General features: G+C 69.4%; 10 protein-coding genes. 6 read left to right on the top strand and 4 right to left on the bottom strand.

What is annotated here, in order from left to right:
* Positions 1-22: 22 nt before the first annotated feature.
* Both H6927_07340 and metG read left to right on the top strand, forming a co-directional pair.
* Positions 23-1,240, top strand: a complete 1,218-nt coding sequence (locus H6927_07340; GenBank protein ID MCP5217915.1) for a patatin-like phospholipase family protein — start codon at positions 23-25, stop codon at positions 1,238-1,240.
* Between the two features lie 36 nt (positions 1,241-1,276).
* Positions 1,277-3,352 carry a methionine--tRNA ligase gene (gene metG / locus H6927_07335; GenBank protein ID MCP5217914.1) on the top strand — a complete coding sequence of 692 codons (2,076 nt, stop codon included), beginning with the start codon at positions 1,277-1,279 and terminating at the stop codon, positions 3,350-3,352.
* Positions 3,353-3,387: 35 nt separating this feature from the next.
* Here metG and H6927_07330 read toward each other — a convergent pair whose 3' ends face one another.
* Together H6927_07330 and H6927_07325 are read right to left on the bottom strand one after the other, a co-directional pair.
* Positions 3,388-3,879 (bottom strand): GNAT family N-acetyltransferase, encoded by a 492-nt coding sequence (locus H6927_07330; protein ID MCP5217913.1) that lies wholly within the window; start codon positions 3,877-3,879, stop codon positions 3,388-3,390.
* Complete coding sequence (locus H6927_07325; protein MCP5217912.1) at positions 3,876-4,154, bottom strand: DUF1778 domain-containing protein; 279 nt, start codon at positions 4,152-4,154, stop codon at positions 3,876-3,878. Before H6927_07325 ends, H6927_07330 begins: the two co-directional genes overlap by 4 nt.
* Before the next feature lie 208 nt (positions 4,155-4,362).
* On the opposite strand from H6927_07325, the gene H6927_07320 reads away from it, so the two are divergent.
* Complete coding sequence (locus H6927_07320; GenBank protein ID MCP5217911.1) at positions 4,363-6,072, top strand: STAS domain-containing protein; 1,710 nt, start codon at positions 4,363-4,365, stop codon at positions 6,070-6,072.
* A 295-nt stretch (positions 6,073-6,367) separates the two neighbouring features.
* On the opposite strand, the gene norR is transcribed toward H6927_07320, so the two are convergent.
* On the bottom strand, positions 6,368-7,936 hold the full coding sequence (norR, locus tag H6927_07315; GenBank protein MCP5217910.1) for a nitric oxide reductase transcriptional regulator NorR: 1,569 nt from the start codon (positions 7,934-7,936) through the stop codon (positions 6,368-6,370).
* Between the two features lie 305 nt (positions 7,937-8,241).
* Here norR and H6927_07310 point away from each other — a divergent pair, with 305 nt between their 5' ends.
* The 3 genes from H6927_07310 to groL all read left to right on the top strand — a co-directional run bounded on the left by H6927_07310 (position 8,242) and on the right by groL (position 12,813).
* Entirely contained in the window at positions 8,242-10,524 is a 2,283-nt protein-coding gene (locus H6927_07310; protein ID MCP5217909.1) for a nitric-oxide reductase large subunit, read from the top strand.
* Between the two features lie 253 nt (positions 10,525-10,777).
* Complete coding sequence (groES, locus tag H6927_07305; protein MCP5217908.1) at positions 10,778-11,068, top strand: co-chaperone GroES; 291 nt, start codon at positions 10,778-10,780, stop codon at positions 11,066-11,068.
* A gap of 104 nt (positions 11,069-11,172) precedes the next feature.
* Complete coding sequence (gene groL / locus H6927_07300; protein ID MCP5217907.1) at positions 11,173-12,813, top strand: chaperonin GroEL; 1,641 nt, start codon at positions 11,173-11,175, stop codon at positions 12,811-12,813.
* A gap of 62 nt (positions 12,814-12,875) precedes the next feature.
* Here groL and H6927_07295 read toward each other — a convergent pair whose 3' ends face one another.
* Positions 12,876-14,303, bottom strand: a complete 1,428-nt coding sequence (locus H6927_07295; GenBank protein MCP5217906.1) for a sensor histidine kinase — start codon at positions 14,301-14,303, stop codon at positions 12,876-12,878.
* Between the last annotated feature and the right edge of the window lie 4 nt (positions 14,304-14,307).

Raw genomic sequence — 14,307 nt, 5'->3', positions numbered from 1 at the left:
CCGTTTGGCGCACCATGACCCTATGACTGCCATGAATTTGCCGTCCCCCGCCCGGCCCGGCACCGCCCTGCTGCTGAGCGGCGGCGGCGCGCGCGCGGCCTACCAGGCCGGGGTGCTGCAGGGCATCGCCGCGCTGCAGCGGCGCCACGGCCTGCCGGCCGGCGGGGCGCCGTTCGACATCATCGTCGGCACCTCCGCCGGCGCCATCAACGCGGCGGCGCTGGCCTGCGGGGCCGATCATTTTCAGGTCGCGGTGGCGCGCCTAGCCGCGTTCTGGAGCCACTTCCACGTCGAGCAGGTGTATCGCGCCACGCCCCGGCATGCCCTGGCCGCCAGCGCGCGCTGGTTCGCGCTGATGCTGCTGGGCTGGCTGTCGCCGCGCTGGCGCGGCCTGCAGCCGCACTCGCTGCTGGACAACGCCCCCCTGCGCGCCCTGCTGCAGGCGCAGCTGCCGCTGGATCGGCTGCCCGGCCTGCTGCGGCAAGGCCATCTGCGCGCGCTGGCCGTGACGACCTCGTGCTACGGCAGCGGCGAGCACGTGGTGTTCTACGACGCGGTGGAGCAGATCAGCGACTGGGCGCGCGCGCGCCGCCGCGCGGTGCGCACGCCCATCGGCATCGAGCACCTGATGGCCTCGGCCGCCATTCCACTGCTGTTTCCGGCCACGCGCATCGAGGTCAATGGCCAGGCCGCCTACTACGGCGACGGCTCGATGCGGCAGATCACGCCCATCGCCCCGGCCATCCACCTGGGCGCGCAGCGCGTGCTGGTGGTCGGCGTCAGCAGCGCGCCCGAGCCGGTGGACGAGGCCGGCCTGGGCGACCCGGCCTACCCCTCGCTGGCGCAGGTGGCCAACCATGCGCTGGCCAGCATCTTCCTGGACACCCTGACGGCCGACGCCGAGCGCCTGCACCGCATCAACCACACGCTGAGCCTGATCGAGCCGGCGCGCCGCGCCGAATCCGCCCTGCGGCCGATCGAGCTGCTGACCATCATGCCCTCGCAACGGCTGGACCGGGTGGCCATACGCCACACCGCCACGCTGCCACGCCCGGTGCGCACGCTGATGGCGATTTTGGGCATGCGCGGGGGCGCACCCAGCGCGCGCAGCTCGGCGCTGGCCACCTACCTGATGTTCGAGGCCGGCTTCACCACCGAGCTGATGCGGCTGGGCGAAGCCGACGCGCTGGCGCAGCAGGACGCGATCTGCCGCTTCTTCGGCTGGCCGCGCAGTCCATAGAATGGCTGGTTTTTTGCCGCGCACCCGAACGCCCCTATGTCCACCCGCCAGCTCTTCGTCACCACCGCGCTGCCGTACGCCAACGGCAAGTTCCACATCGGCCACATCATGGAATACATCCAGGCCGACATCTGGGTGCGGTACCAACGCATGCAGGGCCACGCGGTCGACTTCGTGGGCGCCGACGACGCGCACGGCGCGCCCATCATGATCGCGGCCGAGAAGGCCGGCGTCACGCCCGAGCAGTTCGTGGCCGGCATCGCCGCCGGGCGCAAGCAGTACCTGGACGGCTTTCTGATCGGCTTCGACAACTGGCACAGCACGCACAGCCCCGAGAACACCGCCATCTCGCAGGCCATCTACAAGGACCTGCGCGCCGCCGGCCTGATCGAGTCGCGCACCATCGAGCAGTTCTACGACCCGCAAAAGGGCATGTTCCTGCCCGACCGCTTCATCAAGGGCGAATGCCCCAACTGCCACGCCAAGGACCAGTACGGCGACAACTGCGAGGTGTGCGGCGCGGTGTACGCACCCACCGAGCTGATCGAGCCCTATTCGGCCCTGACCGGCGCGCGCCCCGAGCTGAAAAGCAGCGAGCACTTCTTTTTCAAGCTGTCGGACGCGCGCTGCATCGCCTTTTTGCGCCAGTGGCTGGACCGCGTGCAGCCCGAGGTGGCCAACAAGGTGCGCGAGTGGATCGACGCCGACGCCAGCGGCACGGTGAAGATGGGCGACTGGGACATCTCGCGCGACGCGCCCTACTTCGGCATCGAGATCCCCGATGCGCCGGGCAAGTATTTTTACGTGTGGCTGGACGCGCCCATCGGCTACCTGGCCAGCCTGAAGAACCTGTTGGGCAAGCGTGGCGAGGACTTCGACGCCTACATGGCGCGCCCCGGGCTGGAGCAGTACCACTTCATCGGCAAAGACATCATCACCTTCCACACCCTGTTCTGGCCCGCGATGCTCAAGTTCAGCGGCCGCAAGGTGCCCGACAACGTGTTCGTGCACGGCTTTCTCACCGTCAACAACGGCGAGAAGATGAGCAAGAGCCGTGGCACCGGGCTGGACCCGCTCAAGTACCTGGAGCTGGGCATGAACCCCGAGTGGCTGCGCTACTACCTGGCGGCCAAGCTGTCGGGGCGCAACGAAGACATCGACTTCAACGCCGACGACTTCATGGCCCGCGTCAACAGCGACCTGGTGGGCAAGTACATCAACATCGCCAGCCGCGCCGCCGGCTTCATCAGCAAGCGCTTCGAAGGGCGCCTGGGCACCGTGTCAGCCGACGGCGCGGCGCTGCTGCAAACGCTGCAGGCCGCCTGCGCGGACATCACCGCGCTGTACGAGCAGCGCGACTACGGCAAGGCCGTGCGCGAAACGATGGCGCTGTGCGACCGCGTGAACGCCTACGTGGACGCCAACAAGCCCTGGGAGCTGGCCAAGAAGCCCGACCAAACCGAACGCCTGCACGACGTGTGCAGCACCTGCATCGAGGCCTTCCGCGTCCTGACGATTTACCTCAAGCCCATCCTGCCGCGGCTGGCTGCCGAGGTGGCTCAGTTTTTGATGGTGCCGCCCGAGGGCTTTGACGACGCTGCCCGCCCGCTGGGCGCCGGCTGGCAGATCGGCGAATACAAGCACCTGATGCAGCGCGTGGACGCCAAGCAGCTTGAAGCCTTGTTCGAGCCTCCAGCCGGCACCCCACAAGCGCAAGCAGCTATTGAAACAGAAGCAACCGCGACCCTGCCCGGCGGCGAGGCCATCGCCCCCACGATCACCATCGACGACTTCGCCAGGATCGACCTGCGCATCGCCCGCATCGTCGATTGCCAGGCCGTGGAAGGCTCAACCAAGCTGCTGCGCCTGACGCTGGACGCCGGCGAAGGCCGCACGCGCAACGTCTTTTCCGGCATCGCCAGCGCCTACCAGCCCGAAGACCTCAAGGGCAAGCTGACGGTGCTGGTGGCCAACCTGGCGCCGCGCAAGATGAAGTTCGGCGTTAGCGAAGGCATGGTGCTGGCCGCCAGCCACGCCGACGAAAAGGCGCAGCCCGGCATCTACGTGCTGGAGCCCTTCGCCGGCGCGCAGCTTGGCATGCGGGTGCGCTGAACCGGCACCCCCGGGCGCATGGCATGCCCGCGGCGCTACAGGGATGCCCGCAAATCGGCCAGCGTGATCATCAAGGTCATGGGATCGAGCGGCGAAGGGTCAAACCCGACCCGCTCATAGAACGCCCTGGCGGAGTCGGACAAGGCGTGCACCAGCAGTCCGCGCACGCCGATGATGTCGGCGGCCTGGGCGACGCGCAGCGCCGCATCCCGCACCAGGGCGCGGCCAAGCCCCTGCCCTTGCAGCGCCTGATCGATGGCCAGGCGGCCCAGGACGACGACCGGTATCGGATCGGGCATGTTGCGTCGAAACCGGCCGGACGCGGCATCCAGCGCGACCGCGCTGGACGCCAGGGCGTACCACGCCACCACGCGCCGGCCGGCGCACACCACGAAGGTGCGGGACGCTCCGCTGGCCTGGTTCTTCAAGGCATGCCGCGCCAGCCAGGCGTCCAGCGACGCCACACCCGAGCGGCACGCGCTCACGTCGTGGCGGGGGCTCAGCGGCTCGGGCGCGCCCAGCGTCATGCCTTGTCCCAGGGCGCGGGCGTCTGCATCGTCTTGCGCAGGCGCGCGCTGGGGCTGGGCGGCATGTCCAGACGGGCGACGAAGGCGTCGTAGACCTGCGGCGACACCTGGAGCAGGGCCCGATCCAGCAAGGTTTTTTCAGCCACGGCGCGCGCGGCGTCCAGGACAAACGCGGTCCGGTTTTTTCCGCAGGCTTGCGCCGCACGGTCGATCAGACCGCGGTCTTCGGGCTTGATCCGAAGGTTGAGTGTGGTGCGGGTGGCGACGGTTGACACGGTAAAGGCCTCCTTCTTGCGTCCGGGGCAACAGGCATTCTAGCGGCAACGTACTGCCAATGTCATTACGCCGCCTGGGCTTTCGGCCGATCCGGCAGGCGCACAATCAACGGGTCTGCTCCCAATTCCGATGCACGCGCCAGACAGCCGGGTTGGCTGCACGCGCATCGCGCCGGGAGCCCCTGCATTCATTCAAGCACTGCATCCCATGGCCAGTTCCTTGCCCATCGCCCGCTTTCGCCCCCGCATCATCGACGCCCTGCGCGGCTACGACCGCCAGCGCCTGGTGCAGGACTTCGGGGCGGGCCTCACGGTGGCCGTGGTGGCGCTGCCGCTGGCCATGGCCTTTGCCATCGCCTCGGGCCTGCCGCCGCAGGCGGGGCTGTTCACCGCCATCGTCGCGGGCTTTCTGATTGCCGTGCTGGGCGGCTGCCGGGTGCAGATCGGCGGGCCGGCGGGCGCCTTCATCGTCATCGTCTACGGCATCGTCGAGCGCTACGGCGTGCCCAACCTGATCATCGCCACCGCCTTCTCGGGCGTGCTGCTGTTCGCCATGGGCCTGCTGCGGCTGGGCACGCTGGTGCGCTTCATTCCGATCGCGGTGATCATCGGCTTCACCAACGGCATCGCGGTGCTGATCGGGCTGTCGCAGGTCAAGGACTTCCTGGGCCTGTCCATCGACAAGATGCCGGGTGACTTTTTCGGCATCGTGGGTGCGCTGTGGGCCAACCTGCACACGCTCAACCCCTGGGCGCTGGGGGTGGCGGCCGTGTCGCTGGTCATCATCATCGGCTGGCAGCACGCCATGCCCACACTGGGCCCGCGGGCGCCGTTCTCGGGCCAGCTCAACCGGGTGCCGGGCTCCATCGTGGCGCTGGTGGTGGCCACCACGGCGGTGGGCGTGTTCAAGCTGCCGGTGGAAACCATCGGCTCGCGCTTCGGCGGCATCCCGGCGGCGCTGCCGGCGTTCACGCTGCCCGAGTTCAGCTGGGAAACCGTGCGCTACCTGCTGATGCCGGCCATCACGCTGGCGCTGCTGGGCGCCATCGAGTCGCTGCTGTGCGCGCGCGTGACCGACGGCCTGATCGGCGAGCGGCACGACCCCAACCAGGAGCTGATGGCCCAGGGCATCGCCAACTTCGTGGCGCCGCTGATGGGCGGCATGCCGGCCACCGGCACCATCGCGCGCACCGTCACCAACGTCAAGAGCGGCGCCACCAGCCCCATTGCCGGCATCGTGCATGCGCTGGTGCTGCTGCTGGTCATCCTGGTGGCCGCACCGCTGGCGTCCTCCATCCCGCTGGCCACGCTGGCCGCCATCCTGATATTCGTGGCCTGGAACATGGGCGAGTGGCACGCCTTCGCGCACCTGCGCAACCTGACCGTGCCCTACCGCTTCACGCTGCTGTCGGTGTTCTTTTTGACCGTGATCTTCGACCTGACGGTGGCGGTGCAGCTGGGCATCGTCGCCGCCTGCGTGACCTTCATCGTGCGCATCGCGCGGCTGTCGCGCGCCGATGCGCTGGCGCCGCCCGAGCTGAAGGCGGCCGGCACGCAGGTGCAGGTCAAGCGCCTGTCGGGCGCGCTGTTCTTCGGCTCGGCCCCGCTGGTCGAGGCTTTGCAGGACCAGCTGCCCGCGCGGGCGCTGGTGCTCGACTTCGAGCACGTGATGTACCTCGACTCGACCGGCGCCGACGCCCTGCTGGCGCTGGCGCGCACCTGCCAGGCGCAGGGCGTGCGGCTGATCGCCAGCGCCCTGGCCACCCAGCCGCTGGACATGGCGCGGCGCTGCGGCCTGCTGCCCCTGATCAAGGCCGACCTGCAGCCCGACCTGGCGCGCGCGGTGGCGGCGGCCGATGCCATCGCCTCCTCGCCGCCCGGCGCCACCGAGCCCACCGGCGCCGACCCGCAGCCATGAAAGCACGGTGGGTGGCGCCGGCCGGCAAGCTTGCTGGACTGGCACCGGCATCAACGCACATGAGGGGCCAGCATGTCCCCCATGGATCGGCGTCGCGCTCTTCAACTGGCGGGCGCCGCCGGGTGCAAGCCTAGGAGTCTGGGCGGCAGAAGCTGCGTCGGCTGCAACGCGCGAGAAAACGGTCCATCGCGGCGCTCCCAACGGCGCCCATAGCTCGGCTATGGGCTTGTTGGTATCACCACGCTGTCCTCGTTTTTCGCACGTTTCGCTTCGACGCCTTCTGCCGCCCAGGCTCCTAGCGCGGACGCGCCGGCGCGCAGCCTAAGCGCTGCGCCAGCTTGTGCAGGTTGCTGGGGTCCAGGCCCAGCTCGCGCGCGGCGCCGGCCCAGCGGCCACCGTGCGCGGCCAGGGCCTGCTCGATGGCGGCGCGCTGGCAGGCCTCGACGCGCTCGCGCAGGGTGCCCGCAGGGTCGGACGCCGCGCCGGCCACCGTGGCGCCCGCGGGCCCCGCGGGCACAGCCACCGGCGCGGCGTCCAGGTCCAGCAGCTCGGCGCCGAGGGTGACGATCTCGGTGCGGGTGGCGCCGCGGCTGACGGCCTTGAGCGCGGCGCGGCCGATCACCTGCTCCAGCTCGCGCACGTTGCCCGGCCAGGCGTAGCGGCGCAGCGCCTGCTTGGCCTCCACCGACAGGCGCAGGCTGCGCAGGCCCAGGCGCGCGCGGTTGACCTCCAGCAGGCGCCCGGCCAGCAAAAGGACGTCGCGGCCGCGCTCGCGCAGCGGCGGAATGGTGATGGGGTAGACCGACAGGCGGTGGTACAGGTCGGCGCGAAACGCCCCGTCCTGCACCTGCTCGCGCAGGCTGCGGTTGGTGGTGGCGATCACCCGCACGTCCACCGTGCGCGGCGCGGCCGCGCCCTGGCGCCGCACGGTGCCGCTCTGCAGGGTGCGCAGCAGCTGGGCCTGCACGGCCAGCGGCAGCTCGCCCACCTCCTCCAGCAGCAGGGTGCCGCCATCGGCCGCCTCGAAGCGGCCGGCGCGGTCTTCCACCGCGCCGGCGAAGGCGCCGCGCACGTGGCCGAACAGCTCGCTCTCGGCCAGCGCCTCGGGCAGCGCGGCGCAGTTGATGTGCACCAGCGGCTGCGCGCGCCGGCGCGACAGGGCGTGCAGGCGGTGCGCGAACAGCTCCTTGCCGACCCCGGTCTCGCCCAGCAGCAACACGGGCAGCTCGGTGTCGGCCACGATGCCCAGCTCGTGCAGCAGCTGCTGCATGGGCGGGCTGTCGCCCAGCAGGCCGCGGTCTTCGTCCACCGGCTGCCCGCCCGTGACCGGTACGCCGGCCGACTGGCTGGCCACGCGCAGCGCGCCTTCGAGCCGGCCCACCCGCACCACGGCCTCGATCAGCGGCAGCAGCTGCGCCAGCTGGCGCTGGGCCGGCTCGTCGAAGGTGCCGACGTCCAGCGCATCCAGCGTCAGCACGCCCCAGGGCCGGCCCTCGACGGCCAGGACGATGCCCATGCAGTCGTGCACGTGCAGCGGCTCGCCCGGCCGCTCGATGACCAGGCCGTCGTACGGGTCGGGCAGGCCGCTGTCGTGATGAAAGCGCGTGACCCCAACGCGCCGCAGGATGGCGGCCAGGCGCGGGTGCTCCATCAAGGCGAAGCGGCGCCCCAGGGCGTCGGGCGTCAGGCCGTCCACCGCCTCGGGCCGCAGGCTGTCGCCGCCCGCATCCAGCGCCAGCAGGGCCACGGCGCCGCAGCGGAAGTGCCCACGCAGCAGTTCGGCCAGCCGTTGCTGGCGCACGGCGGCGGGCAACTCCACCGCCAGGTCGGACAACAGTTCGGTGTAGACGGCTGATAGGGTCATATTTACCTTGATATGGTCATTTTAACCTTTAATCAATCGGGTATTTATAACCGTTGCTTTCCCGATTTATTGAACATGGGTCAATTTTTTCCCGGCTCGAGGCGGGCATAAACGCAGGGTAAACCCTTGATATGACGCAAAGCAGGAAAGACCATGACCCAAACCCAGCCTTCTCCCACGTCGCGCCGCCCGCCGCCGCTGGCACGCACCCGCATCCCCGACCTTGACCGCCGGCCCGGCGCCCGCGCCTGGCGGACCGGCCTGCACGCCTGACCCCGACACCCTTTCCGAAAGACCCGACCATCATGGGACGCTACAAGAAACACTGGTTCACCCTGATCGGCCTATGCATCGTGATGTTCTCGCTGCTGGGCTACTTCGGCGCCGACATCTACCGCTCGGCGCCGCCCATCCCCACCCAGGTGGTGACGGACAGCGGCAAGCCGCTCTTCACGGGCGAGGACATCCTCGACGGCCAGACCGCCTGGCAGTCGGTGGGCGGCATGCAGCTGGGCTCCATCTGGGGCCACGGCGCCTACCAGGCGCCCGACTGGACGGCCGACTGGCTGCACCGTGAGCTGACGGCCTGGCTCGACCTGGCCGCCCGGGCGCAATACGGCAAGCCCTACGCCGAATTGGGCGCCGGCCCGCAAGGCGCGCTGCGCGCCGAGCTGAAGGCCGAGTACCGCGGCGACGGGGTGGACGCGCAAAACCGGCTGGTGGTGAGCGAGCGCCGCGCGCAGGCCATGGCGCAGACGGCCGACCACTACGAGCGCCTGTTCTCGGCCGACCCCTCGCTGCAAAAGAGCCGCGAGCACTTCGCCATGAAGGAGGACACGCTGCCCAGCGCCGAGCGCCGCCAGCAGCTGACGCACTTCTTCTTCTGGACCGCCTGGGCCGCGTCGGCCGAGCGTCCGGACAGCCACGTCACCTACACCAACAACTGGCCGCACGAGCCGCTGATCGACAACGTGCCGAGCAGCGAGAACGTGGTGTGGTCGGTGGTCAGCGTGGTGGTGCTGCTGGCCGGCATAGGCTTTCTGGTGTGGGGCTGGTCCTTCCTGGGCAGGCACGACGAGTCCGACCCCGCCGTCCCCGCGCACGACCCGCTGACGCGCTTTGCGCTCACGCCCTCACAGCACGCGCTGGGCAAGTACCTGTTCCTGGTCGTGGGCCTGTTCGTCTTCCAGGTGTTCATCGGCGGCTTCACCGCGCACTACACGGTGGAAGGCCAGCGCTTCTACGGCATCGACGTGTCGCAGTGGTTCCCCTACGCGCTCACGCGCACCTGGCACATCCAGGCCGCGCTGTTCTGGATCGCCACGGGCTTTCTGGCCGTCGGCCTGTTCCTGGCGCCCATCATCAACGGCGGCAAGGACTCCAAGTACCAGAAGCTGGGCGTGGACATCCTGTTCTGGGCGCTGGTCGTCGTCTGCGTCGGCTCCTTCGTCGGCAACTACCTGGCCATCGCGCACAAGCTGCCGCCGGAGTGGAGCTTCTGGCTGGGCCACCAGGGCTATGAGTTCGTGGACCTGGGCCGCCTGTGGCAGATCCTCAAGTGGGTCGGCATCCTGTTCTGGCTGGTGCTGATGCTGCGCGGCGTGACGCCGGCGCTGCTCAGGAAGTCCGGCGAGGACAAGAACCTGCTGGCCCTGCTCACCGCCTCGGTGGGTGCCATCGGCCTGTTCTACGGCGCCGGCCTGTTCTATGGCGAGCGCACCAACCTGTCGGTGATGGAATACTGGCGCTGGTGGGTGGTGCACCTGTGGGTGGAGGGCTTCTTCGAGGTGTTTGCCACCACGGCGCTGGCCTTCGTCTTCAGCAGCATGGGCCTGGTCTCGCGCTCCATGGCCACCACGGCCAGCCTGGCGTCGGCCTCGCTGTTCCTCCTGGGCGGCATTCCGGGCACCTTCCACCACCTGTACTTCGCCGGCACCACCACGCCCGTGATGGCCGTCGGCGCCGCCTTCAGCGCGCTCGAGGTGGTGCCGCTGATCGTGCTGGGCCACGAGGCCTGGGAGCAGTGGCGCCTGAAGACCCGCGCGCCCTGGATGGAAAACCTCAAGTGGCCGCTGCTGGCGTTTGTCACCGTGGCGTTCTGGAACATGCTGGGCGCGGGCGTGTTCGGCTTCATGATCAACCCGCCGATCGCGCTGTACTACATCCAGGGCCTGAACACCACGCCGGTGCACGCCCATGCCGCGCTGTTCGGCGTGTATGGCTTCCTGGCGCTGGGCTTCACGCTGCTGGTGCTGCGCTACATCCGCCCCAGCCTGGTGTTCAGCGAGCGCCTGATGAAGACGGCGTTCTGGGGCCTGAACGGCGGCCTGGTGCTGATGATCGCCACCAGCCTGCTGCCCATCGGCATCATGCAGTTCAACGCCAGCGTGAGCGAAGGCCTGTGGTGGGCGCGCAGCGAGGCCTTCATGCAGCAGCCCCTGCTGCAGACCCTGCGCTGGGTGCGCACCTACGGCGACGTGGTGTTCATCGTCGGCGCCCTGGCCATGGCCTGGCAGGTGGTGCTGGGCGTGTTCCAGCGCGACGCGGCCGACGCGCCGCAGGGCCGGCTGCAGGGCGCGACGTCCTGACGCCCCTTCGGCGGCGCACCCGACCGGCGCGCCGCCGAACCCACCCGCCTGCCCGGCGCCCGGCCTCGATGTCCAAGGCCGTGGCGCCGGGCTTTTTGGGCTCTTGAATCCGCGCTATTTGCCCTTATGATTAGCACTCGTTGGAGTTGAGTGCTAACAAACCGCTCTTCGCCATCCGATCTTGCGGCCCGCCGCGCACGCGCCGGGCCGAGCAAGCGAAATTTTCTTTCATACCATCCACTTAGGAGCATCCATGAAACTGCGTCCCCTCGCCGATCGCGTGATCGTCAAGCGCCTGGAGAACGAAACCAAGACCGCTTCGGGCATCGTCATTCCCGACAACGCCGCCGAAAAGCCCGACCAGGGCGAGGTGCTGGCCGTGGGCCCGGGCCGCCAGGACGATGACGGCGACCGCATCGCCATGAGCGTGAAAGTGGGCGACCGCGTGCTGTTTGGCAAGTACAGCGGCCAGACCGTCAAGGTCGACGGCGACGAGCTGCTGGTGATGAAGGAAGACGACCTGTTTGCCGTCGTCGAGAAGTGATCGCTCGCATCCCGTTCCTGATTACTCCTTGTTTCATAGCTGCTCGCGCTTGATCCACCCGGGCTAGAGCGGTATTTCATTCATATTTTTTCGGAGCCAACAACATGGCAGCAAAAGACGTAGTTTTCGGCGGCGAAGCCCGCGCCCGCATGGTCGAAGGCGTGAACATCCTGGCCAACGCGGTCAAGACCACCCTGGGCCCCAAGGGCCGCAACGTGGTGCTGGAGCGCAGCTTCGGCGCCCCCACCGTCACCAAGGACGGTGTCTCGGTCGCCAAGGAGATCGAGCTGAAGGACAAGCTGCAGAACATGGGCGCGCAGATGGTCAAGGAAGTGGCTTCCAAGACCAGCGACAACGCCGGTGACGGCACCACCACCGCCACCGTGCTGGCCCAGGCCATCGTGCGCGAAGGCATGAAGTACGTGGCCGCCGGCATGAACCCGATGGACCTGAAGCGCGGCATCGACAAGGCCGTGACGGCCCTGATCGAGCAGCTGAAGAAGGCCAGCAAGGCCACCACCACCAGCAAGGAGATCGCCCAGGTCGGCTCCATTTCGGCCAACAGCGACGAGTCGATCGGCAAGATCATCGCCGACGCCATGGACAAGGTCGGCAAGGAAGGCGTGATCACCGTCGAGGACGGCAAGAGCCTGGACAACGAGCTGGACGTGGTCGAAGGCATGCAGTTCGACCGCGGCTACCTGTCGCCCTACTTCATCAACAACCCCGAGAAGCAGGCCGCCATCCTGGACAACCCCTACGTGCTGCTGTTCGACAAGAAGATCAGCAACATCCGCGACCTGCTGCCCACGCTGGAAGCCGTGGCCAAGGCCGGCCGCCCGCTGCTGATCGTGGCCGAAGAAGTCGAGGGCGAGGCCCTGGCCACCCTGGTGGTCAACACCATCCGCGGCATCCTGAAGGTCGTGGCCGTCAAGGCCCCGGGCTTTGGCGACCGCCGCAAGGCCATGCTGGAAGACATCGCCATCCTGACCGGCGGCAAGGTGATCGCCGAGGAAGTGGGCCTGAGCCTGGAGAAAGTCACCCTGGCCGACCTGGGCCAGGCCAAGACCATCGAAGTGGGCAAGGAAAACACCACCATCATCGACGGCGCCGGCAAGGCCGCCGACATCGAGGCGCGCGTCAAGCAGATCCGCGTGCAGATCGAGGAAGCCACCAGCGACTACGACCGCGAGAAGCTGCAAGAGCGCGTGGCCAAGCTGGCCGGCGGCGTGGCCGTGATCAAGGTCGGCGCCGCCACCGAGGTCGAGATGAAGGAGAAGAAGGCCCGCGTGGAAGACGCCCTGCACGCCACCCGCGCCGCGGTGGAAGAAGGCATCGTCGCCGGCGGCGGCGTGGCCCTGCTGCGCGCCCGCCAGGCCGCCGGCACCATCAAGGGTGCCAACGCCGACCAGGACGCCGGCATCAAGCTGGTGCTCAAGGCCATCGAATCGCCCCTGCGCGAGATCGTCTACAACGCTGGCGACGAAGCCAGCGTGGTGGTCAACAAGGTGCTGGATGGCAAGGGCAACTTCGGCTACAACGCCGCCAACGGCGAGTACGGCGACATGATCGAGATGGGCATTCTGGACCCCACCAAGGTCACGCGCACCGCGCTGCAGAACGCCGCCTCCGTGGCCGGCCTGATGCTGACCACCGAAGCCATGGTCGCCGAGGCGCCCAAGGACGATGCCCCGGCCGCCGGCGGCATGCCGGGCGGCATGGGCGGCATGGACGGGATGATGTAATCCCGCCGCGCTGCCGGTTGACCCCGGCAGCCGCCCCGCTCCAGCCACAACCCCCGCCGGCCTCAGGCCTGCGGGGGTTTTTCTTGCGCCGCAAACGCCACGCGCACGCACAGGCCGTGTGCCTCGCCGGGGTTGGCCTGCAGCGTCACGGTGGCGCCGCAGCCGCGTGCCACCTCGCGCACGATGGCCAGGCCCAGGCCGGTGCCTTCGCTGTCGCCGGCCAGGCGATAGAAGCGGTCGAACACCCGCTCCAGCGCCTCGGCCGGGATGCCGGGGCCGTTGTCGTCCACCGTCAGCTCCACCTGCGCGCCGACGCGGCGCACGCCCACCGTCACGCGCCCGCCCTCGGGCGTGTAGCGCAGCGCGTTGTCCAGCAGGTTGGCGATCAGCGCATCCAGCAGCGCGGGTTCGGCCCGCACCCAGGCCGTGCCCGTGTCCGGCGCGTCCAGCCCCAGGTCGATGCGGCGGCGGTCGGCCAGCGCGGCCAGCTGCTCGGAGCAGCGCAGCGCCGCCGCCGCCAGGTCGACCGGCACCAGCCGGGCCTGGGCGTCGGCGTGCTCGGCCTGGGCCAGCAGCAGCAGCTTGTTGGTGACCTCGACCAGCTGCCGGTTGCTGGCCTGCATCTCGCGCCAGATCTCGTCCATGTCGGCGCGGCGGTTGTCCCAGTCGGTGCGGTGCTCGCGCGCGTAGCGCACGAACTCGATCTGCGAGGCCTGCAGCGCCAGCGGCGTGCGCAGCTGGTGCGCCGCGTCGGCGATGAAGCGCCGCTGCGCCTCGGAGTGCGCCTTGAGTTCGCGCACGAACTGGTTGATGGTCTCGCCCACCGGCCGCAGCTCGCTGTGCAGGCTGCGCGCGTCAACGGCAAAGTCCAGGTGCAGCGGGTCGCGCCGCGCCAGCTGGCGCCCCAGGCGCATCACGGGGCGCAGCTCCCAGGTCAGCGCCAGCGGCGTCAGCACCAGCGCCAGGGCCAGCGCCGCCAGCAGGTATTCCACCGTCGGCCACCACAGCGTGCGCACCATCTGGTCGCGGCTGCCGGTGGTCTTGGCCACGGCGATGGTGATGGCCTGCGCGCCGGCCACGTCGTACATGGCGCGCTCGGTGAGGACGGCGCGCACCGGCCGGCCTTCGATCCGCGCGTCGTACCACTGCGCGCGGTCCGGCCCCTGCAGCAGGCGCCGCGCCGGCAGCGGAAAGCCGGGCATGCCGGCCAGCGGCCGGCCGTCAGCGGCGGTCACGCTCAGGAACACCTGGTCGTGCGCGGGCGAGGCGAACAGGGCCAGCGCCGCCGGCGGCACGCTGGCCTGCACGGCGTCGCCGTCCCAGATCAGGCGGTCCGACAGCACCTTGGCCGAGGCCAGCAGGTCGTGGTCCTGCACGTAGTCGGCCATGGCGGCCGCGTTGCGCCAGCTGAACCAGGCGCTGACGGCGACGAACAGCGAGAGCGGCAGCAGCAACCAGGCCGCCAGGCGAAGGCGCAGGCTGGAAGACATGAAG

It is taken from the genome of Burkholderiaceae bacterium (genome assembly GCA_024235995.1).
GTDB lineage: Bacteria > Pseudomonadota > Gammaproteobacteria > Burkholderiales > Burkholderiaceae_C > Ottowia.
Note: the sequence above shows the minus strand (reverse complement) of the source record. Positions and strands in the feature narration are given on the sequence as shown.